The organism is Rhodoglobus galactosidasius (genome assembly GCF_054957775.1).
Map to the genome: position 1 here is coordinate 210,785 of NZ_JBQIAV010000005.1, position 20,190 is coordinate 230,974.

20 protein-coding genes and 2 tRNA genes are annotated in these 20,190 nt (G+C 59.1%); 10 read left to right on the forward strand and 12 right to left on the reverse strand.

Annotation, left to right across the window (positions count from 1 at the left end; genetic code table 11):
- Window positions 1-194 precede the first annotated feature (194 nt).
- Window positions 195-1,472, reverse strand: a complete 1,278-nt coding sequence (gene clpX, locus ACTJJW_RS08720) for an ATP-dependent Clp protease ATP-binding subunit ClpX (RefSeq protein ID WP_462643834.1) — start codon at window positions 1,470-1,472, stop codon at window positions 195-197.
- 205 nt (window positions 1,473-1,677) lie between these two features.
- On the opposite strand from clpX, the gene ACTJJW_RS08725 reads away from it, so the two are divergent.
- From ACTJJW_RS08725 to ACTJJW_RS08735, 3 genes are read left to right on the forward strand one after another with little or no spacing between them, the layout of a single operon-like run.
- Window positions 1,678-2,256, forward strand: coding sequence for a hypothetical protein (locus ACTJJW_RS08725; RefSeq protein ID WP_462643835.1), 579 nt, complete (start codon window positions 1,678-1,680; stop codon window positions 2,254-2,256).
- A gap of 57 nt (window positions 2,257-2,313) precedes the next feature.
- The gene (locus tag ACTJJW_RS08730) at window positions 2,314-3,045 is read left to right on the forward strand and encodes a YcnI family copper-binding membrane protein (protein WP_462643837.1); all 732 of its coding nucleotides are present in this window, start codon (window positions 2,314-2,316) and stop codon (window positions 3,043-3,045) included.
- An 8-nt stretch (window positions 3,046-3,053) separates the two neighbouring features.
- Window positions 3,054-3,677, forward strand: a complete 624-nt coding sequence (locus ACTJJW_RS08735) for a copper resistance CopC family protein (protein ID WP_462643839.1) — start codon at window positions 3,054-3,056, stop codon at window positions 3,675-3,677.
- Between the two features lie 130 nt (window positions 3,678-3,807).
- On the opposite strand, the gene ACTJJW_RS08740 is transcribed toward ACTJJW_RS08735, so the two are convergent.
- Both ACTJJW_RS08740 and ACTJJW_RS08745 read right to left on the reverse strand, forming a co-directional pair.
- Window positions 3,808-4,482 (reverse strand): ATP-dependent Clp protease proteolytic subunit, encoded by a 675-nt coding sequence (locus ACTJJW_RS08740; protein WP_462643841.1) that lies wholly within the window; start codon window positions 4,480-4,482, stop codon window positions 3,808-3,810.
- Between the two features lie 2 nt (window positions 4,483-4,484).
- Window positions 4,485-5,105 (reverse strand): ATP-dependent Clp protease proteolytic subunit, encoded by a 621-nt coding sequence (locus ACTJJW_RS08745; protein WP_462643843.1) that lies wholly within the window; start codon window positions 5,103-5,105, stop codon window positions 4,485-4,487.
- Between the two features lie 120 nt (window positions 5,106-5,225).
- Between ACTJJW_RS08745 and ACTJJW_RS08750 the strand changes: the two genes are divergently transcribed.
- Both ACTJJW_RS08750 and ACTJJW_RS08755 read left to right on the forward strand, forming a co-directional pair.
- Window positions 5,226-5,714, forward strand: a complete 489-nt coding sequence (locus ACTJJW_RS08750) for a tetratricopeptide repeat protein (RefSeq protein ID WP_462643845.1) — start codon at window positions 5,226-5,228, stop codon at window positions 5,712-5,714.
- Window positions 5,715-5,742: 28 nt separating this feature from the next.
- Window positions 5,743-6,699 (forward strand): nucleoside hydrolase, encoded by a 957-nt coding sequence (locus ACTJJW_RS08755; RefSeq protein WP_462643847.1) that lies wholly within the window; start codon window positions 5,743-5,745, stop codon window positions 6,697-6,699.
- Window positions 6,700-6,808: 109 nt separating this feature from the next.
- On the opposite strand, the gene tig is transcribed toward ACTJJW_RS08755, so the two are convergent.
- Window positions 6,809-8,140 carry a trigger factor gene (gene tig / locus ACTJJW_RS08760; protein WP_462643849.1) on the reverse strand — a complete coding sequence of 444 codons (1,332 nt, stop codon included), beginning with the start codon at window positions 8,138-8,140 and terminating at the stop codon, window positions 6,809-6,811.
- A 34-nt stretch (window positions 8,141-8,174) separates the two neighbouring features.
- Window positions 8,175-8,248 (reverse strand) — tRNA-Pro (locus ACTJJW_RS08765).
- A gap of 255 nt (window positions 8,249-8,503) precedes the next feature.
- On the opposite strand from ACTJJW_RS08765, the gene ACTJJW_RS08770 reads away from it, so the two are divergent.
- Window positions 8,504-8,577 (forward strand) — tRNA-Gly (locus ACTJJW_RS08770).
- 36 nt (window positions 8,578-8,613) lie between these two features.
- Here the strand turns inward: ACTJJW_RS08770 and ACTJJW_RS08775 are convergent.
- Entirely contained in the window at window positions 8,614-9,507 is an 894-nt protein-coding gene (locus ACTJJW_RS08775) for an alpha/beta hydrolase fold domain-containing protein (protein WP_462643851.1), read from the reverse strand.
- 6 nt (window positions 9,508-9,513) lie between these two features.
- A complete protein-coding gene (locus tag ACTJJW_RS08780; protein ID WP_462643853.1) occupies window positions 9,514-9,687 on the reverse strand; it encodes a hypothetical protein in 174 nt (57 codons plus the stop codon).
- Between the two features lie 180 nt (window positions 9,688-9,867).
- Between ACTJJW_RS08780 and ACTJJW_RS08785 the strand changes: the two genes are divergently transcribed.
- The gene (locus ACTJJW_RS08785) at window positions 9,868-10,356 is read left to right on the forward strand and encodes a Dps family protein (RefSeq protein ID WP_462643855.1); all 489 of its coding nucleotides are present in this window, start codon (window positions 9,868-9,870) and stop codon (window positions 10,354-10,356) included.
- 21 nt (window positions 10,357-10,377) lie between these two features.
- On the opposite strand, the gene ACTJJW_RS08790 is transcribed toward ACTJJW_RS08785, so the two are convergent.
- Genes ACTJJW_RS08790 through ACTJJW_RS08805 form a run of 4 tightly spaced genes read right to left on the reverse strand, consistent with a single transcriptional unit; the run spans window position 10,378 to window position 13,972 of the window.
- The gene (locus tag ACTJJW_RS08790; RefSeq protein WP_462643857.1) at window positions 10,378-11,829 is read right to left on the reverse strand and encodes an amidohydrolase; all 1,452 of its coding nucleotides are present in this window, start codon (window positions 11,827-11,829) and stop codon (window positions 10,378-10,380) included.
- Window positions 11,816-12,439, reverse strand: coding sequence for an FMN-binding negative transcriptional regulator (locus ACTJJW_RS08795; RefSeq protein WP_462643858.1), 624 nt, complete (start codon window positions 12,437-12,439; stop codon window positions 11,816-11,818). The genes ACTJJW_RS08790 and ACTJJW_RS08795 overlap by 14 nt, the downstream gene beginning before the upstream one ends.
- 1 nt (window position 12,440) lies before the next feature.
- A complete protein-coding gene (locus ACTJJW_RS08800; RefSeq protein ID WP_462643860.1) occupies window positions 12,441-13,484 on the reverse strand; it encodes an Fpg/Nei family DNA glycosylase in 1,044 nt (347 codons plus the stop codon).
- Window positions 13,484-13,972, reverse strand: coding sequence for a ribose-5-phosphate isomerase (locus tag ACTJJW_RS08805; protein ID WP_462643862.1), 489 nt, complete (start codon window positions 13,970-13,972; stop codon window positions 13,484-13,486). The genes ACTJJW_RS08800 and ACTJJW_RS08805 overlap by 1 nt, the downstream gene beginning before the upstream one ends.
- A gap of 106 nt (window positions 13,973-14,078) precedes the next feature.
- On the opposite strand from ACTJJW_RS08805, the gene pepN reads away from it, so the two are divergent.
- From pepN to ACTJJW_RS08820, 3 genes are all read left to right on the forward strand, one after another.
- Window positions 14,079-16,619 (forward strand): aminopeptidase N, encoded by a 2,541-nt coding sequence (gene pepN / locus ACTJJW_RS08810; protein WP_462643864.1) that lies wholly within the window; start codon window positions 14,079-14,081, stop codon window positions 16,617-16,619.
- A 74-nt stretch (window positions 16,620-16,693) separates the two neighbouring features.
- Window positions 16,694-17,686, forward strand: a complete 993-nt coding sequence (locus tag ACTJJW_RS08815; RefSeq protein WP_462643866.1) for a mechanosensitive ion channel family protein — start codon at window positions 16,694-16,696, stop codon at window positions 17,684-17,686.
- A gap of 131 nt (window positions 17,687-17,817) precedes the next feature.
- On the forward strand, window positions 17,818-18,189 hold the full coding sequence (locus ACTJJW_RS08820; RefSeq protein WP_462643874.1) for a globin: 372 nt from the start codon (window positions 17,818-17,820) through the stop codon (window positions 18,187-18,189).
- A 603-nt stretch (window positions 18,190-18,792) separates the two neighbouring features.
- Here the strand turns inward: ACTJJW_RS08820 and ACTJJW_RS08825 are convergent.
- A complete protein-coding gene (locus tag ACTJJW_RS08825; RefSeq protein ID WP_462643868.1) occupies window positions 18,793-19,878 on the reverse strand; it encodes a hypothetical protein in 1,086 nt (361 codons plus the stop codon).
- Window positions 19,879-20,190 lie beyond the last annotated feature (312 nt).

Below are 20,190 nucleotides of genomic sequence, written 5' to 3' on the forward strand. Positions count from 1 at the left end.
GCGATCCAATCGGAGCCTTACCCGAATCTGGCTTCGATTCGATTGCCCAGCGCGATCGCCCTCAGGAACATCACCTGCTCAGCCCGTCATCGCTCGCCTATGGACGCTAGTCGCCCTATAGGCAGTTAGTTCCAGTCAGCGATATTTGCAGTGGGCGCGGCAGTACGCACCCAACCCAGCGGCTACAGGCCCAGCTAGGCGGATTTCTCTTCGCGCACTAGCTCGCGCGGGATAATCGTCGGCGCCGCATTCTCCAGGACGGCAGCCTTCGTCACGATCACTCGACCGACTGTCTCATCTGACGGTACGTCGAACATGATCGGCCCAAGAACTTCTTCGAGGATCGCGCGCAAACCGCGGGCACCCGTCTGGCGAAGCACGGCGAGGTCGGCGATCGACTCCAGCGCATCATGCTCAAACTCAAGCTCAACGCCATCGATCTCGAACATGCGCTGGTACTGACGTACGAGAGCGTTTTTCGGAGTCGTCAGAATATCCATGAGCGCGACCTGATCGAGCTGCGTCACTGTCGTCACAACAGGCAGTCGGCCAATGAACTCGGGAATGAGCCCGAACTTGTGGAGGTCTTCTGGCAGCACCTCGCCAAAGAGGTTGACGTCGTCACCCTTGCTGTGAAGCGGGGCGCCGAAGCCGATTCCCTTCTTGCCTGCACGGTTAGAAATGATCTCCTCTAGGCCAGCAAATGCTCCGGCAACGATGAAGAGCACGTTTGTCGTGTCGACTTGAATGAATTCTTGGTGCGGATGCTTGCGGCCACCCTGAGGCGGAACGGAAGCGACTGTGCCTTCCAAGATCTTGAGCAGCGCCTGCTGAACGCCCTCACCCGATACGTCACGAGTGATGGAGGGATTCTCTGCCTTGCGAGCGATCTTATCGATCTCATCGATGTAGATGATGCCGGTTTCTGCACGCTTGACGTCGTAGTCGGCCGCCTGGATCAGCTTGAGCAGGATGTTTTCAACATCCTCTCCAACGTAACCAGCCTCAGTGAGGGCTGTGGCATCCGCTACCGCGAAAGGAACATTGAGTCGCTTGGCCAGGGTCTGCGCCAAATAAGTCTTGCCGCAACCAGTGGGGCCAATAAGCAGGATGTTGGACTTGGCAATCTCGACATCGTCGATGACAGCATCTGCCGAAGTGATGGTGTTGCGGGCGCGGACGCGCTTGTAGTGGTTGTAAACGGCAACGGAGAGAGCGCGCTTGGCTGCCTCTTGACCGATGACATATTCCTCAAGGAACGCATAAATTTCGCGGGGCTTGGGCAGATCGAATTCACTCGACGCCTCTTCGCCAGCTTCTGCCAGTCGCTCTTCAATGATCTCGTTGCACAGATCTACGCACTCGTCGCAGATATATACGCCGGGACCGGCGATCAATTGCTGCACCTGCTTTTGGCTTTTGCCGCAGAAGGAACACTTGAGCAGGTCCGCACTTTCCCCAATTCGGGCCATGCCGGTTCCTCTCCTTGAGTAAATACCTTGACAACGAGCCTAACCCGATATTCAGTCAGTCTCCGTCACCATTACAGGCGGCGTTTCGTCGCGTGAAAAATAGCGCTTCTTATCCGCAGCTCCCGGCGTGATCGCTGCCGCGCGAATGGCTGGATGAATTCAAACTAGGCTTGGATGGTTGGTCGCAGCTGAGAACAGGAGCCCCATGCATACACGTGCAATGCGCGTGCTTCGAGGCAGTGCGGCTGCGCTTTTCGCGACATTGGCTGCAGCTCTCTCTCACCAACTCGCTAGGGGCGTTGCCCCGTCGCTGTTTGGTATCGCTGTTTCCCTCGTCATCTCGGTTGCTGTGTGCACACTGCTGGCCGGTCACACCGTGTCGTTTGTGCGCCTAACGATCGCGATCTTCGCAAGCCAAGCGATGTATCACACGCTCTTCAGCGCGATGCTCGCCCCCGAGGGTATTGCGCGGCACGACATGTCAGCCATGACTCTGGACTTCAGTTCAGCTGCTCAGACCGCGAACTCGGCAATGTCGGTCACCCACCTCATTGCCGCCGTCGTCACGATTGTGATGTTCCGCTACGCCGAGGTTGCGTTCTGGGGGCTACTCGCCACCGCGCGCCTATTCCTGACGCGACTGCTCACTTCGATGGCTCCCGTCAGGGTGCACGGCGCCCACCTTCGGCTTCCGCTACACACGCCTCACGTCCCAACATTTGCCACCCGATTTCTCTCAACGATGCGCTATCGCGGCCCACCCGTCGCGACTTTCGCGGCATAGCCCGCACAGCATCCCGCTACTTTTGTCGCAATTCTGCGACCCGTTAGAGAGAACACAATGAACACCCTTACTAAATCTGCCCTCGCCCTCGCTGCAGGCGCAACCATCGCCATTGCTGCGCCGTTGGCAGCCATGGCTCATGTCTCCATCGACCCCGAGCAGGCCGAAGCAGGCGCATATGTCCTCATCACCGTCAAAGTTCCGAACGAATCTGAGACCGAGAAGACCAACCGTGTCGAGCTGAAGCTCCCGACCGACACACCATTCACAAGCGTGCGCTTTGTTCCCGTTCCCGGCTGGGACGCCGAGCTGGTCCGCACCGAGTTGCCCGAGCCTGTCATGGTCGGCGAAAGCGAAATCACTGAAGCTGTCACGTCAATCATCTGGACCGCGCAGGCCGGCTCAGAACTGGGCGATGGGGCACTACTGCTGCTTCCCCTCTCGCTAGGCCCGGTTCCTGATGTGGGAAGCGTGGTGCTGACCGCAGACCAGACCTACACCGACGGCACCGTGGTCAGCTGGAGCGGAATCGAAGAGGGCGCCGAGAATCCTGCACCGGTGCTCTTCGTCAACGACGAACCAGCCGGCCACCACGGCGATGCTGCATCGGAAACCGACGATGCACACAGCGACGATGTACACAGCGACCAGAACGTCACGGAGGGTGACCACGCCGAAACGAGTGACAGCAGCGACCCCGTAGCGCGCAGTCTCGGCATCGCCGGACTCATCGCCGGACTTGGCGCGGTCGTGTTGGCATTCGCCTTCCGCCGCCCAACCAGTAAGTAGGTTCACCCATGCGTCGAATTACCCACATTGGTGCTGCGTTCAGCGCCGTCGCGATCGCAGCACTCGTGCTGCTCGTGGCCGCGCCCGCGTACGCGCATAACTATCTGGTGGCGAGTTCCCCCGCAGAAGGCCAAACGCTGACCGAGCTGCCCACCGAGTTCTCGGTGAGCACGAACGACACGCTGCTTGACCTTGCGGGAGACGGTGGTGGTTTCGCCATTCAGGTCACCAACGAGGCTGGAGACTACTTCGGAGACGGCTGTTTCACTATCCGTGACGATTCGCTCTCGACTGACGCCTCACTCGGAGAGCCCGGCGACTACCTGATGCGGTGGCAGCTTGTCTCCTCCGACGGACACACCATCTCTGGAGAGATCAACTTCGATTGGCAACCCGATACCAGTCAGACAATCTCCGAAGGGCTCAACGCTCCCCCGGCCTGCGGCGGAGGCACGCTCGACGAGACTGCACCCACCGACGAAAGCGCGCCATCCGAGGATGGAAACACGGATGAGTCCCCCGCGTTTGACGCGTCGACGGTCGTGTTCGTCGTTTCAGCAATTGTCCTCGTGATTGTTGCCGTAGTGGCGATCTTCCTTATCTCGGTGAAACGCAAGAAGAGTGGCGACTAGCAAGCACACAGCTCACCGCGCCCGCTAGTCGCGCCCCTAATGACAACTGAGGCGGTCATCCACTTTCGGATGACCGCCTCAGTTGCGTCCAGGCGCTTGATGCGTCCAGGTGAAACTACTCTTGCGCTGGCTAGCTCGTGATCGCAGGGAGCGTCTTGCGGCTCGTCAGCACCTGGTCGATAAGACCGTATTCAACGGCGTCAGCTGCGCTCAGTATCTTGTCGCGCTCAATGTCCTTGTTGACCTGCTCGGCAGTCCGGTTCGAATGGTGCGACAGCGTCTCTTCAAGCCAGGTGCGCATGCGAAGGATCTCGCGTGCCTGAATCTCGATGTCTGAAGCCTGGCTTGCACCCTCTGAACCGCCAGCGGGCTGGTGAATCATGATGCGCGCGTTGGGCAGAGCCAGTCGCTTGCCCTTGGTTCCACCCGCGGTGATCACGGCCGCAGCCGAAGCTGCCTGACCGAGAACCACAGTCTGAATGTGGGGGCGGATGTACTGCATCGTGTCGTAGATCGCTGTCATCGCGGTGAACGAACCACCGGGTGAGTTGATGTACATGACGATGTCGCGGTCAGGGTCCTGGCTCTCAAGTACGAGAAGCTGCGCCATGACGTCATCGGCAGAAGCGTCATCGATCTGTACGCCCAAGAAGATGATGCGATCTTCGAACAGTTTTGCGTAAGGATCTTGGCGCTTATAGCCATAGGCCGTGCGCTCTTCGAACGTCGGCAGAATGTAGCGAGCGTCAGCATCCGGACGACCAATGCCGGCGGGCGTATGTGCTCCGAGGGTGAAATTCGTCATTGTCAGTCCTTTTTGCTCTTGGCGTCGTTATCGGAAGCGCCCTCTTCGGTTCCGCCGCCGCCTACGACGTCAGAAGCGAACTCGCGCAGGTGGTCAACAAAGCCATACTCAAGCGCTTCACGCGCTGTGAACCAGTTGTCACGGTCGTTGTCGATGAGAACCTGCTCAACGCTCTTGCCGGTCTGCTCTGCAGTGAGCTCAGCCATGCGCTTCTTCATGTCGAGGATGACGCCAGCCTGAGTTTGGATGTCAGCCGAGGTTCCACCGAATCCACCCGACGGCTGGTGCAAGAGCACACGCGCGTTTGGGGTGATGTAGCGCTTGCCCTTCGTGCCAGAGGAGAGCAGGAACTGCCCCATCGACGCGGCGAGGCCAATTCCAACGGTGACGATGTCGTTGGGCACGAACTTCATCGTGTCGTAGATCGCCATACCCGCAGTGATCGACCCACCGGGTGAGTTGACGTAGAGGTAGATGTCGCGCTTGGGGTCCTCTGCCGCGAGCAACAAGATCTTTGCGCAGATCTCATTCGCGTTCGAGTCCCGCACCTCTGAGCCGAGCCAGATGATGCGATCTTTGAGGAGTTGGTCAAAAACACTTGAGACCAATGCCGGTTGGGCCATTGTTGCGCTCCGTTTCAGTAATCGCGTGGTTACGAATCTATCCGAGTACGCGCCGCGATTCTGGCTTGTTCGCCCTAGGCAAAGTACCGCGTCGCGCATTGGTGCTTGTAGGCTCACAAAATGGATGACAACTGGCGCGATCGAGTCGCAGCTATCTGGTCCAACGCCGCGTCGATGGCCGATGGCGATGTCGTCACCGCGATCGATGAGCTTGTCGCCGAACGTCAGAGCGACGATGCCGAGGCTGTGTTCGAAGCGGCGGGAGCTCGTGACTACGCCGGGCTCGAGGCACAAGCTGAACCGCTCTACCGACGGGCACTAGAAAACGGGTTGGATGCCTCCCGCCGTCCGCAAGCAGTAATCCAGTTGGCCAGCATGCTGCGCAATCTCGGCCGCATCGATGAATCGATCGCAATGCTTGAGCAGCAATTGCACGAGCATCCTGACGACGAGTGGACAGGGCCATCCGCGGCCTTTCTGGCTCTGGCACTCACGAGTCGCGGAGACGCAACGCAGGGAGTCGCTGTGGCACTCATGGCACTGGCCGACTACTTGCCGATCTATCAGCGATCAGTGCGCGGCTATGCGGCAGAACTCGTGGCTGACTAGCGGGCATCAACGCGATTAGCATTGCGGCATGCAGCAAATGATTCTGGATGTTGATACCGGCATTGATGATGCCCTCGCTCTAATGATCGCCGTGCGGCATCCCGAGGTGAATTTGCGAGCGGTCACGTGTGTCGCTGGCAACGCCAGTCTCGAACAGGTCGTCAGAAACACGCTCACGGTGCTAGATATTGCGGGTACCCACGATGTTCCGGTCGCGGCAGGCGCAAGTCGCCCTTTGCTGGCGGAAGCCAACCACGCGGCTCACGTACACGGCGTGGATGGGCTCGGCGACCTAACCCTTCCGGACTCCACACGCACAATTGTGCCCGAGCACGCGGTCGAACTCTTGCGACGCGAGATCCTCGCTAGCCCTACCCCTGTCACCCTTGTGCCGTTAGCTCCGATGACAAACATCGCCCTTCTCGTGCGAATGTATCCCGAAGTGCTGGTCAACGTCGAGCGGATTGTATTCATGGGTGGATCCGCATCGGTCGGCAACGCCACGGCCGTTGCCGAGTTCAATACGTGGCATGATCCGGAGGCGGCGGAGATCGTGCTGACGTCCGGTGTGCCAATCACCATGTACGGACTGGATGTCTTCTATGCGGTGACGATTCCACCAGAAGATATTTCTCGACTCACTGAAGCATCCGAACCTGGAGCCAAGTTGGTCGGACGTCTGCTGCAGCACATTGTCAGCGTCAAGGGAGGCGAAGCACGAGTAGCTGGTGACGGTCACGGCGACATCGGTGATGCCGGTGCCGTGTGCGCGGCGATCGATCCGGGAGGACTAACCACCGTCAATCTGCTTGTTCGAGTCAGCTTGAGCGACCCGCTCACCCGAGGCCAGACGGTTGTTGACCATCGCACGGCCGGCCACGTTCAACACGGTGCTGGCGACGCACGGTTCCGTCCGATTGATGTCGCTCTCGGCGTCGACGGTGCCCGGTACGCCACACTGTTCCTCGATACCATCACTGCCTGATCACACTTGGGCTCGTGCTCTTTCGCAGACGGGCCCAAGGCATGACTCACTCGTTAACGCACTCGTGGCCAGCTAGATAACTAGCTGGCCACGAGTGTGAAGCTCTGTTTTAGGACTCGTCAGCGGCGTCTTCTACTGCGGCGTCATCTTCGGCAACGTCTGCGTTAGCTACGGCGGTGAATGCCGAAACGTCAACCGACTTGCCCGTGGAATCAACGACCTTTGCCTTGCTGAGCACGACCGCGAGCGCCTTGCTGCGAGCGACTTCGGCAACCATTGCGGGGATCTGGCCGTTCTTGTCGAGAACCTGGATGAACTCGCCGGGCTCCATGCCGTACTGCTGAGCGCCCTGCACGAGGTACGAAGTGAGCTCTTCTTGGCTGACCTTGATCTCTTCTTTCTCAACGATCGAGTCGAGGAGGATTTGTGAACGGAAAGTCTTCTCGCTGGCTTCAACTACTTCAGCGCGGTGCTCGTCGTCTTCAAGGCGGCTCTCGTTCTCGAGGTGACGGTGAACTTCGTCTTCGACGAGCTTCTCGGGAACGGGGATCTCAAGAGTTTTGAGCAGTTCGTCAACGATCTGGTCGCGAGCCTGAGCACCCTGGCCGAAGGCCTTCGAGCGCTCGACCTGCTCCTTGAGGTCGGCCTTGAGTTCCTTGATGGTGTCGAACTCGCTTGCCATCTGCGCGAAGTCGTCGTCTGCCTCAGGAAGCTCGCGCTCCTTGACGGTGAGCAGCGACAGGCTGATGACAGCGGTCTCGCCCTCGTTGTCGCCACCGAGCAGTACTGACTCGAAGGTGGTCGATTCTCCGGCGCTGAGCGAGTCAAGTGCCTCGTCGATGCCCTCGATCAGTTCGCCGGAGCCAAGCTCGTACGAAATGCTCGATGCGGAGTCAACCTCGGTCTCGCCAATCTTGGCGACGAGGTCGAGCTGAGCGAAGTCGCCCTTCTTTGCGGGGCGCTCAACGGTAACGAGGGTTCCGAAACGGGCACGCAAGGTATCGAGTTCGTCTTTCACGTCATCGGCGGATGCTTCGACTGCGTCAACCGTGAGGGTGAGCTTGTCGTAGTCGGGAAGGTCGAACTCGGGGCGAACGTCAACCTCGATAGCGAGAACGAGGTCTCCGCTGAAGTCCTTGACCTCGGGCCACGTGACAATGTCTGCCTCGGGGCGACCGAGAACACGAATCTCTTCTTCGGTAACTGCCTGGCGGTAGAAACCGTCGAGGCTGTCGCTCACTGCGTGGTTGAGGATCTCTTCACGGCCCACGCGCTGGTCAACCAGCTGCGGCGGAACCTTGCCCTTACGGAAGCCAGGGATGTTGATCTGCGAAGCGATGTGAGTATACGCATGATCGATGCTCGGCTTGAGCTCGTCTGGGGTGACCGAAATGTTGAGCTTGACGCGGGTCTGGCTCAACTTCTCAACGGTTGTCTTCACGTTGTGGACTCCTGTAATTCGTTGGTGTATTTCGTCGGGGCGACAGGATTCGAACCTGCGACCTCTCGGTCCCAAACCGAGCGCTCTACCAAGCTGAGCTACGCCCCGGGCGCCGTACATAGATCTGACCGCGACGAAGAAATTCACGCCGGTACAAAATTGGCCTCGGCAAGTCTAGCCTGAGCGAGAACAGAATGTTGACGAGATCGTCAGATCGGATGTTCCCCGGCCGTTCTCGCACGTAATCTGCAGCTTTCCGCGAACAATATCGCGGAGAAAGCCGCTGCTATCGTTTTCGACTTCGCACTTGGCGAGGTTTCAGGTACAGTATTCCTCGGCGCACAGCACAATCGGGCGCCGAGTGGGGATGTAGCTTAATGGTAAAGCCTCAGTCTTCCAAACTGATGACCGGAGTTCGATTCTCCGTATCCCCTCCACTCAGCTTTTCCTAGTTTTCACGCCTTGTGACGCCCTCAGGAAATAGCTTTCGCTACCACCACACGAGCTGCAGTTCCTTCAGGAATTGGCAGTATCGGATAGTTGTGGATCATGCCCTCTCCCACGTGGAAGTCGATCTGAATTCCCTGATCAGTCGCTTTCGCGAGTAGACGCAGCGCGTCGGCGTGCACGATGTCTCGCGTTCCCGTAAATACGGTGATGGGGCCCAGACCGATGAGGTCCCCATGGATCGGGCTTACTCGCCAGTCAGTTTCGGGCAATTCTGCGCGATAGAGCGCACCGGCCGCTCTGGTTCCAGGAACCGCAAGCCAGGGATCACTTGGTGCAATCTCGGCAAGCTTCGGATCCGTTCCACTGACGTCTAACCAGGGAGCAGACAGTATGATCGCGCGCAGAGGCTCGTGCTTTCGATCGCGAAGCTCCATGGCCACCGCGAGCGCCATACCTCCGCCTGAGGAGTCTCCGATCAGGCTGACATTGCGTGCACCGACTTCGGCAATGAGCGATTGAACGAGGTGCGCAACCTTATCCACGACCACGGAAGCCTGCCCTGTGGGTGCGAGCGGCATGATGGGCACGCTGATTGTCACTCCCGTTTCGCGAACGAGTTGTGCGACAAACCGCCAGTGCAGCGGGTCGATCTCGAAGACGTAGCAACCGCCGTGGAGAAAGACTGCGCGTGCTGGGTTGCTGCCAGAACGTGCGGATACGTCGAACACGGTCCACCCGTCGACCTCGCGGGACGTGACATCGACGTGACGAGAAATGGACGCCGGCGGCTCAGGTTGCACTGGACGCAGGCGAAGTTGTTCAACCCGCTCGAGTGTCTTTCGTGGATCACTGAACATGCGCTTGGATCCGCGAAGGGTCAACGCGAGAGGTGCGAGCCGACTCAGAAAGCTCGCCATGGCCGACTAGCTATCGATGCGCTTCATGATGTGAACAGGAATGAATACACCGAGGCAGGCAACAAGCAGGCCGCCCATGAAGACGACCGATTCAAGGCCCTCCACATAAAATGCTTCGCCCATCATGTAAATTCCGCCGACAAAGAGCGCCAAAGAGATTACGAAACCAAAGATGTTCACGTGACTATCTTACTCACGGCCGGCACAGCAGTCGAGCTGCGCGCAACAAGCGTCCACCGCGGAAACGATTGGGCGCGCATCCATCTCCCCCCTTAGTAAGTGGTTAGCGTTGCCTCAGCTTGCTTGTGAAATTTTTGTTGCGTCGTAACGTTGTATCTGAAGAACAACGAAGGAGCACAAATGACCGAGATTAAAGCAGTTCCACAGACCTCAGCAGACCCTGACGTCACCTCGGGTGTTGCCCAGTTTCTTGGCCCCGTAGTCACCGACCTCACGGCTCTGTCGATTGACGGCAAGCAGGCTCATTGGCATGTTCGCGGCACCAACTTTCAGGCCGTCCACGAACTCCTCGACGTGATCGTCGACCACGCCCGCGAGTGGGCAGACACCGCAGCAGAGCGCGTTGTTGCCCTCGGACTCCCAATTGACGCCCGCACCCAAACGGTAGGCACCAAGGCAAGCACTCCCGCAATGACCGCCGGTTTCCAGCAGTCAGATGACGTTATCGCCGAAGTTATCGCCGCGATCGACGCAACCCTCGTGACCGTACGCACCGCTGTCGACGAGCTCGGTGAGCTAGACAAGGTCAGCGAAGACGTCGCGATTGAGATCGCCCGCGGGCTCGAGAAGGACCGCTGGTTCCTCTTCGCCCACCTCGCAACGAAGTAGCGTTTTTGGTGGTCGTTTTGCTCACAGCTCGTTGTGGGTAAAGCGACCATCAAGAATCGTCGCATCAACCCGCATTGACCGCAGTTCTTCTCCACTGCAGTCGAGCGGGTTTTTTCGTGTCACCACAATGTCGGCAACTTCACCAACGGCAATCGTTGACTGCGTTGACGCGCGCAACGCTTCTTCAATGGTGATGCACTGCTCCGGATGCCACGGCTCGCGCCCATCGCGACTGCGGCTCACCGCCGAAGCAATTGCGGCCCACGGGTCGAGCGGCGCCACTGGCGCATCCGATCCCATGAGAAGTTCAGCACCGGCATCCAGCAGTCTCCGCAGTGCGATGGTGCGGTCGGTACGGCCAGCCCAGTAGGCATCCGCTACGTCACGGTCATCCATGGCGTGTTCGGGCTGCACGCTTGCGGCAATGCCGAGAGCCGCGAACCGCGGAAAGTCCTCTGCGGAAAGCAATTGCGCGTGCTCGATTCGGCCGCGGCATCCGACCGCTTCAAAAGCATCGAGAGCAAGCCTATTGGCGTCATCACCAATCGCATGTACTGCAGGCGACAGGCCGGCATCGCTCGCGGTACGAATCCAATCGATGAGTTCATCGGGCGGAATGTTGAGCATGCCCCTGTTCTCGCCATCTCCGGGGTACGACTCCATGCAATAGGCGCTTCGGGTGTTGAGCGACCCGTCAGTGATGACCTTGAATGGCCCAACCTCAAGCAGTGGAGCTAGTTGCTGGCCCGTTTCGAGCCCTTCCGCAATCGCGCGCTCCAAGAATCTCGGATACACACCGACACGCACGCGGAACAGGTCAAAACCTTCCAGCATGCGACGGCGCCAGTTCTCGAACTCCCAGGTCATCTCGAGGTCGACAATGCCGACCACTCCACGGGATGCTGCTTCCTGCGCGCCGTCACGAATCCAGACATCAAGAATCTCGGGTTCGACACGGCTGAGCGCGCTACCGATCGCAAACGCTTCCTCTTCGCGCAGAAACCCTGTCGGATGCTCGTAAAAGCCGAATCGTTCGAGAGCGAGGCTGTTGAGCCAGCAGGAGTGCAAATCACCGCTGATGAGTACGACGGCGATTTCGGAGACTGCGGAATCGAGCAGTGCCCGCGTGGGCTGGTCTGGCCACAGAGCATCCCGAAACCCTTGACCGACAATGAGCCCATCGGAGTGCGGAAGCACAGAGGTGGCGAGAGTAACCGCGACTTCTGTCGCTGAAGTGGTGTGGCTCAGGTCGAGTCGTTGCGATTGTTGAGCCCACATGCTGGAGTGCACGTGCTGATCCCAGAGCCCGGGCATGATCCAGCGGCCGTCGAGGTCCACTACATCGTCGTGCACTTGCGCGGGCGCGGGCGCGGCATCGTGAGGTTCAATCGCGGTAATTCTTCCCCCGTCGATGAACACGTCAACACGACGAGACACATCGTCACCGACGATGCGGGCGTTACTCAGTTTCACTCGGTGAAGCCCTTATCATTTCTGCGGCCAGTTCTGGGCTAGCGTACGTGCCATTCGAGCTCAACTCGTGCACAATGTGCTCTCGAACTTCGGACTTCTTGTTTTGGCTCATCTTCATGCGGGCGTCGAAGCGGTCAATCACGATGCGCAGGCCGACGGTTCCCTTTGCAGTGCGGCGAGCGCCAGCCTCGTCGTCGCTGAGACTTACCGGGTTCTCGACGTGGTGTTCGAAGTGATCTACGAGTTCGCTCAGCACGCGAAAATTCTCTTCGTCGCTGAGAATCTCGGGAGTGCCGTAGAGGTGTGCTGTGGCGTGGTTCCAGGTGGGAATGTTGTCACCCTCGGGGTACCAACTTGAGGAGATGTAGCCGTGGGCGCCTTGAATGATGACGAGCACTTCGTGCTGCCCAAGCTCGTGCAACTCGTCATCGGGGCGCCCGAAGTGGCTGACCAGACTGATCTGATCGTCGCGTTCTTCGAGGATCATCGGATAGTGCGAGGCGACCATCCCGTTCGTGGTCGGCGACACGATGGTGGCCCACGGATGCTCGCGGATGAGGCGGCGAACTTCTTGCGGATCGGTCACGACGTAGGTCGGTGTGTGACGCATGTCAGCCTCCTAAGGGCGCTTGGCAACGTGGGCACCAATACAGTTTGCGCGCTGAAGCCAATTCCATCACGATGTTGGTGCCGCAGACTCGGCAGGGCAATCCTTCGCGGTGGTAGACCCAGTGTCGGTCATCGCGGCTGGCTAGCGCGGCAGTGAATTCGTCGGCGGTGAGCCCATCCATTGTCATCATCTGGCCGGTCGTCACACCGATCTTGAGAAGCGTCGCCCAGTCACGCCACAGTTCACGCACTAGCTCTTCGGGGATCAGCTTGCCCGGCGTGTGAGGGTCGAGACGAGCGCGGAACAAAATTTCGGCGCGGTAGACGTTGCCGATGCCACTCACGACAGACTGATCCATCAGCAACAGGCCAATGGCAGTCTGCTTCTTGCGAACGGTAGCGACAAAGCGTTCTTCGGACTCCCCTGCGTCGTCAACAAGCGGGTCGGGGCCGAGCTTGTTGAGCGCGACCTGCACTTCATCGGGAGTCAGAACCTCGCACGCGGTGGGCCCGCGTAAGTCGGCACACGTCGTCTCGGTGAGCAAGCGCACGCGCACTGCACCAATGGGCTCGGGCGGAAAATCAGAAACCTCGTCGCTGGCCTTCTCCTGCTCCGACATCCTCAACCGCGTGCGGCGCGGGGCACCGATGCTCGCGAGTGAGTCTTCGTGCTCCCCCACAACGGTGCCGCCCGCAACGGTGCTGCCTGCAATAGTGCTGCCAACTTCGGTTCCGTCAACGACCGTGCCGTGCTGGTTGGTTTGACCCATCCGGCCCAACGCGGATGCCGTCGTCGCGTCAGCGGTAAAGTTGCCCGCGAAATCCCAGGCTCCGTAGAGCCCGAGGTGCACGCGCAGCCACCGGTCGTGCTCGAATTCGAGGAACATCTGTTTGCCCACGGCTTTGGCGCTGAGCATCCGCAGTCCATCGATACGTTCAGCACCGGCAGCGAAGCGACCCTGCGGTGATGACACCGCGACAGTTTTGCCGACGAAGTGCAGCGCGAATTGTCTCGCGATGCGATGTACGGAGTGGCCCTCGGGCATTACTGCTCGAAGGGGTGCGCCGCGATGACGCCGGTCGTTTCGTACTCGGCCAATTGGGCGATGCGGCGGACGTGACGCTCATCACCAGAGAATGGCTCGGCGATGAAGAGGTCGATAAAGCGGGTGGCTTCATCGACAGTGTGCTGGCGGGCGCCGATCGAGATGACGTTGGCATCGTTGTGTTGGCGTGCGAGAGCGGCGGTTGAGTCGTTCCAGACGAGGGCGGCGCGGATGCCCGTCACCTTGTTCGCGGCGATCTGCTCACCGTTGCCCGAGCCTCCAAAGACTACGCCAAGTGCGTGAACGCCGGCGGCCTGATCGGTTGCGACTCCGCGCGCTGCGGCAATGCAGAAGCCGGGGTAATCGTCGAGAGCGTCGTACTCAACAGGACCGTGATCGATGACCTCGTGGCCCGCATCAGTGAGGTGTTGCTGCAGGGTTGCACTGAACTCGAGGCCGGCATGATCGGTGGCGATATGGATGCGCATTCGTCCAGTCTACGGTCGCGCGTGAGCACTAGTGCTGACATTTGTGGGGTGCGGCATAAGGTAGGTAGGTGCGGTCACAAACCGCCCCAAAACGAAGGAGTTGTACGTGCCCGGAGAGAACCTCACCCGAGTTGAAGCCCAAGAGCGCAAGGCGATTGTCAACGTAGACAATTACCAGATTGCCCTCGACCTCACGACGGGAGCCGAGACGTTTAAGAGCAGCACGACTGTTCGTTTCAGCGCCACTGCTGGCGCATCCACCTTCATCGATGCGATCACTCGCACCGTGCACTCGGTGACGCTCAATGGCACCGCGCTCGACGTTGCTGCCGTGAACGACGGTGTGCGCATCGAGCTCGACAATTTGGCCGAGAACAATCTGCTTGAGGTTGTGGCGGATGCCGAATACACCAACACGGGTGAGGGCCTGCACCGCTTCGTTGACCCTGTTGATGACGAGGTCTACCTCTACTCGCAGTTCGAGGTTCCGGATTCTCGCCGCGTCTTTGCTGTTTTCGAGCAGCCCGACCTCAAGGCAACCTTCACGTTCATCGTGACGGCGCCGGCACGCTGGGCCATGATCAGCAACTCCCCCACGCCGGAGCCTGTTGTGGATGGCGAGAACGCTACCTGGAACTTCCCGGCGACGCAGATCATGTCGAGCTACATCACCGCGATCGTGGCCGGCCCCTATGCCGAGGTTCGCGACGAACTCACCTCAAGCGACGGCCGCGTCATCCCGCTCGGAATCTTCACTCGCGCTTCGTTGAGCGAGCACCTCGATGCTGACTACATTTTCGAGAAGACCAAGCAGGGCTTCGAGTTCTTCGAGAAGCACTTCCAGTACCCGTACCCCTTCGAGAAGTACGACCAGATGTTCGTGCCCGAGTTCAACGCTGGGGCCATGGAGAACGCTGGCGCTGTCACGTTTACCGAAACGTACGTGTTCCGCTCGAAGGTGACCGACGCCATCAAGGAGCGTCGCGTTGTCACGATCCTGCACGAGCTCGCGCACATGTGGTTCGGCGACCTTGTCACCATGAAGTGGTGGAACGACCTGTGGCTCAACGAGTCTTTCGCCGAGTGGGCATCGACCATTGCCACCGCTGAAGCAACCGAGTGGACCGAAGCGTGGACCACGTTCCAGGCGATGGAGAAGAGCTGGGCGTACAAGCAGGACCAGCTTCCCTCTACCCACCCCGTGTACGCCTCCATCAAGGATCTGGATGACGTTCTCGTCAACTTCGACGGCATCACCTACGCAAAGGGCGGTTCGATTCTCAAGCAGCTCGTCGCGTGGGTTGGTCTCGAAGCGTTCATGGCTGGTGTCGCGGCGTATTTCAAGAACCACGCGTACGGCAACACTGAGCTCAAGGACCTTTTGGTCGAGCTGGAGAAGACGAGCGGCCGCGAGCTCATGGAGTGGAGCAAGCTTTGGCTTGAGACCGCTGGTGTGAACACGCTGCGCCCCGAGATTGTCACGGGCGAGGATGGCACTGTCGAGAGCTTCGCGATCGTGCAGACCGCGGCTGCCGACTACCCGACGATTCGTCCGCACCGTTTGGCGATCGGCTACTACTCGCTCACTCAGGACAAGTTAGTTCGTCACCACCGCATCGAGATCGATGTTGAGGGTGAGCGCACCGAGGTGCCTGAGCTGGTTGGCACGAAGCGCCCCGATCTCGTACTCATCAATGATGACGACCTCGCGTACGCGAAGATCCGTCTCGACGACGCCTCGCTCGAAGTTGCAATGAAGCACCTTTCCGAGATCACCAACCCGCTGGCTCGCGCCATCGTGTGGGGTGCCGCTTGGGATGCTGCCCGTGATGCCGAAACTGCGGCCAGCGATTACGTTGCGTTGGTTCTCGGCAATATTGCGTCGGAGAGCGAGTCGACCACGATTCGCACGACTCTTGCGCAGCTCGTTCTCGTCGCTAAGCAGTACGTTGCTCCCGAGCGCCGCGCGGCAACGGTTGAGAAGATCGGCGACACCCTGTGGGGTCTCGCTCAGAGCGCCGAGGCTGGTTCGGATGCTCAGTTCCAGTTCGTGAAGTACTTTGCGAACGTTGCGTCGACCGAGCAACACGTCACCGTGATTCGCGCACTGCTTAGTGGATCCACCGCTCTCGATGAACTCGAGATCGACACTGACCTCAGTTGGGAACTGCTCGAGGGCCTCGTGCTCAACGGTGCTGCTGGAGATGCTGAGATTGATGAAGCACTCGCGAAGGACAAGACAGCTAATGGCCAGCAAGCTGCGGCACGGGTGCGGGCAACACTGCCAACAGAAGCGGGAAAGCGTGCCGCTTTTGCGTCGCTCGTGGACAGCGATGAGTCGCCGAACGCGATCGTGCGCAACGTGACCATGGGCTACACCCACGTGAATGACCCCGCTGTGCTCGAAGCCTTCGTGGCACCGTACTTTGCGGCAATCAACGATGTGTGGAAGAACCGCAGCTATGCGATCGCTGAGACGGTCATCCGCGGACTTTACCCGGCACCGTTGGCAAGCAAGGAACTCGTGGATGCCACCAAGGCGTGGCTCGAAGCGAACCCTGATGTGCCGGCCCTGCGCCGCATCATCGTGGAGAACCTTGCGGGTGTGGAGCGTGCGCTAATCGTTCAGGCTCGCGACAACTCTTAGCATTCAGCCGCCACACGGCGCGCATGCGGGGGCCTAGCGGTGACTACACAGCAGTCGCTCGCTAGGCTCCGAGCATGGAAGATTTCACGTTGGGTGGCTTGCGCGAGAGCATTGAGGCGTTTTTTCTCGCCTGGCCGATCGTTGAAGCTCTCGCGATTATCGTGGGTGCCTGGCTGATTCGCTTCGTGCTGCTCTTCGCCATCAAGCGCGTCGTCAATCGCATCGTCAACGGTGTCAAGCACAAAGAGAACATCCACGACACCCAGGTCTTGATGACGTCACCGCTTGCTGCGGTGCGTGTTGTGCAACGCACCCGCACCCTCGGCGGGGTGCTCTCCAGCATCGTGACCGTCGTCCTCGTGATCATCGTGTTGCTGCTGCTCTTCAATCTCCTCGCTGGCCCGAATGCCACGGGTGCCTTCGCCCTCATTACTGCTGCGACCGGTGCTGGGCTTGGTTTCGGCGCTCAGAACGTGGTGAAAGATGTGCTCAACGGCCTGTTTATGGTGGCCGAAGATCAGCTCGGCGTTGGAGACATTGTTGACCTCGGACCGGCTGTTGGTGTGGTTGAGTCTGTCGACATCCGCACGACGCAGGTTCGCGACGTCAACGGAACTCTCTGGTTTGTGCGCAACGGCGAAATCACTCGCGTCGGCAACATGTCGCAGGGCTGGGCGCGCATCATCATCGACCTTGCCGTGCCTTACGAGTCGGATGTGGATGCCGTTCAGGAGCGGATTTTGAAGACCGCCGTCGATCTTTCCAAGACTCCCAAGTGGGCAACCCGTATCTTGGAAGTGCCGGAAATTTGGGGCATCGAATCCATCTCAGATGAGGCCATTGTCGTTCGCCTGGTCGTGAAGACAGCATCCGCGACAAAGGATGATGTTGCTCGTGAGCTGCGTGCCCGTCTGAAGAAGGATTTGGATGAGGCGGGTGTCAAACTTCCGGCATTGAACTCGATCGTGTTGAGTGGGTTCGACGGTGCTGCCAGTGTGCGCGGTGCACGTCCGCCCCGCACGCGTCCAGTGCCGCTGAGTTTTCCTGAGGAGAAGCACAAGAAATGACCGAATCTGAGAACGCGAATATGCCGGCACCTGATGCTGATGCGGCGGCCGCAGCAGCTGTGCCGCCGAAGCTTCCCAAGATTCGCCTCATCACTAAGCCTGCCCTGGCACCAGATGCCCCCGAAGACTCCATGTGGGAACTCATCGGCGGTCGCGACACGTTCGAGAAGCTCGTGCGCGAGTTCTACGTGGGCGTAGCCACCGATGAGGTCTTGCTGCCGATGTATCCGGAGCAGCCCGACCTCGAGGGTGCCATCCAACGTCTAACTGGTTTTTTGGAGCAGTACTGGGGCGGGCCGAACACCTACAGCCAGGAGCGCGGACATCCCCGTCTACGTCAGCGTCACATGCCCTTCAAGGTGAACCCGGATGCCCGCGACCGCTGGCTACACCACATGCGCAACGCCCTCGATGCTCTCGAATTGCCACCGCTCTACGACGCCGAAATCTGGGCGTACCTCGACCGTGCCGCGCACGCCATGGTCAATACGTTTGAGGAGTAGCGCGCCGCTGGCACACCGTTATCTACCGCCTCGCCCCGGGTCTGCCCAGGCTTGGCACCGTTATTGACCGCAGCAGTTGCACTCGTTTCTCAACGTCACCCAACGGCCCCGAAGTCTTTCACGGTCTGCTCAATCGTCACTCCGGGTTCGCGACCTCGAACGATTTTCACAACATCGTCACAAAACTTACTGGGATAAGACGAGGCACGATGGGATTCTTTCAGACCACCATCCCAAGCAATCCAAATCAGATAGCACCTAACAGTGAATCACTTTGGCTGGGGCCACCACCCAAGGTCGAAGGACTTCGCGGGATTCCTGCCATCTTGTGACGTGCACTCCCAGTGCGCGTAAGGCACTGGAACCCATCTAGTCGAATAGGATCCATTCGACGGCAGCGTTTGCGAGCATGCACGGTCAGCTGCATCGGCTCGTAAAACCGGAGCGAAGGCATACAGACCCCAAATCGCAAACAGCACTAACACGACAATCAGCCATGACTGCACGAGCGAACTATTGCGTTTACTAGACATCTTTTGGCCTTTCATTTGGCTGATGGTCATTGCCCTTGGTATCTGAGAGCCTCACAATTTAATCAACGGTTTACGGCCTCCAAAAACCTGGCAAAGTGATGTTCCACGCGTACTGAATCACGGACTCATCAGAGTAGATGCACCATGCCGGGCCATATGGGCAGCCCCAATTATAGTGTCCTCGCTGCCAGACTATTTTTGCGGTATCCGATGAATAATTGCCGTTCGACATACGGAAGTACACGTTGTAGTTTGTGTTAGCCGCGAGCGTTGCAGTGTTCGATGATCCCACTGTATAAACTCGCTCTGAACTTCCGTCGAATGCATTCGTATCCCAGTAGCCATTGGGCATCGTGGTGGACCATGCGAGCATCGTTTGCGAGAAATAGTAGCGACCATCATAGTTATAGGTCACGAAATCGGGCTCGAAGGTGGAACTGCCTGTGCACCTCAGTGCGGACAAGCTACTGCTAGCCCACTGGAAGTTGAGGCTGTTATACCGCCCTCCCGAAGCGCTGCTGGCGCTCGATGAACTGCTATAAAATGGGTACCATCGACCGCACGACGTCGCTGCTGAGGTGGACACTTCCCCGTTCGCTGCATGAGCATCTGCCGGTTCGGCTATGAGCCCCGGAATCTTCAAATCCGCTGGCGTTCCGGACACAACAACTTTGTCGAAGACAGCCCCTCGCGTCACCAATTCGGCTCTGGCGACTGCGGTCAATTCTGGCATCGGATCAGCCACTGTTGGATCGGGCTTGGAGTTTGCTTGTGACAGCGCTGCGGCATCCTCAAGGTCCTGAAGCGTTGCTGCTATTTCAGCGATCGGATCCGCGGGGACCCCACCGTCTTGGCTCGGCAACCCAATCGTCAACGTCTGACCAGCTGCGGAGTAGAGCGATCGTGTTTCAATCACATGCAGATCGTTGCTTCGGACCAGCGCTGCCAGCTCGCTCGTTGTAGCTCCGTTGCCCCCCCCCATGTCGAAGGTAGCCACATCGTTTCCACCATCCCCGACCAACGCAGGTCCGTCGGGAGGTGTCGGAAAGGGGGAACTCGACGCATAGGCACTCATGCCGCCTGTGGACGAGAGTAATAGCACGCCCACGGCGGCGATAAGCAACCTGGTCGCACTTCTGTGTTTGGGTTTCGTCATGATAATCCTATCTGGGCCTGAGCTCGGAATGGGCTCTGGTCCGCCATCGAGCGACCGAGTGCAAGCAGAGCCGACACTCGATACCCCTCTGAAATTGGGTGCGGAGCCATAACAATACGGAGAGACAATTCCCCCGGACAATGCGTCTTTAGTTACATTTATTTCATCTGCATCTAAGCGCGCAGGGTCACGTCCCGCCGAGTGGTGTGATTTCTCATCTCCGTGCGGGTCAGTGGTTTTAGCTTACGCGGCGGTGAGTTCGGGGATGAGGTTCACCTCCTCGATGGTTTCGATGGCGACGTTCATGGCCTT

Coding starts and splice junctions, on each gene's coding strand:
- ACTJJW_RS08795 (WP_462643858.1), bottom strand. CDS start 12,439: ATGCGTCACACACCGACCTACGTCGTGACCGATCCGCAAGAAGTTCGC.
- ACTJJW_RS08825 (WP_462643868.1), bottom strand. CDS start 19,878: ATGACGAAACCCAAACACAGAAGTGCGACCAGGTTGCTTATCGCCGCC.
- ACTJJW_RS08805 (WP_462643862.1), bottom strand. CDS start 13,972: ATGCGCATCCATATCGCCACCGATCATGCCGGCCTCGAGTTCAGTGCA.
- ACTJJW_RS08750 (WP_462643845.1), top strand. CDS start 5,226: ATGGATGACAACTGGCGCGATCGAGTCGCAGCTATCTGGTCCAACGCC.
- clpX (WP_462643834.1), bottom strand. CDS start 1,472: ATGGCCCGAATTGGGGAAAGTGCGGACCTGCTCAAGTGTTCCTTCTGC.
- ACTJJW_RS08730 (WP_462643837.1), top strand. CDS start 2,314: ATGAACACCCTTACTAAATCTGCCCTCGCCCTCGCTGCAGGCGCAACC.
- ACTJJW_RS08740 (WP_462643841.1), bottom strand. CDS start 4,482: ATGACGAATTTCACCCTCGGAGCACATACGCCCGCCGGCATTGGTCGT.
- ACTJJW_RS08755 (WP_462643847.1), top strand. CDS start 5,743: ATGCAGCAAATGATTCTGGATGTTGATACCGGCATTGATGATGCCCTC.
- ACTJJW_RS08785 (WP_462643855.1), top strand. CDS start 9,868: ATGACCGAGATTAAAGCAGTTCCACAGACCTCAGCAGACCCTGACGTC.
- ACTJJW_RS08800 (WP_462643860.1), bottom strand. CDS start 13,484: ATGCCCGAGGGCCACTCCGTACATCGCATCGCGAGACAATTCGCGCTG.
- ACTJJW_RS08735 (WP_462643839.1), top strand. CDS start 3,054: ATGCGTCGAATTACCCACATTGGTGCTGCGTTCAGCGCCGTCGCGATC.
- ACTJJW_RS08775 (WP_462643851.1), bottom strand. CDS start 9,507: ATGGCGAGCTTTCTGAGTCGGCTCGCACCTCTCGCGTTGACCCTTCGC.
- ACTJJW_RS08815 (WP_462643866.1), top strand. CDS start 16,694: ATGGAAGATTTCACGTTGGGTGGCTTGCGCGAGAGCATTGAGGCGTTT.
- ACTJJW_RS08745 (WP_462643843.1), bottom strand. CDS start 5,105: ATGGCCCAACCGGCATTGGTCTCAAGTGTTTTTGACCAACTCCTCAAA.
- ACTJJW_RS08725 (WP_462643835.1), top strand. CDS start 1,678: ATGCATACACGTGCAATGCGCGTGCTTCGAGGCAGTGCGGCTGCGCTT.
- ACTJJW_RS08820 (WP_462643874.1), top strand. CDS start 17,818: ATGTGGGAACTCATCGGCGGTCGCGACACGTTCGAGAAGCTCGTGCGC.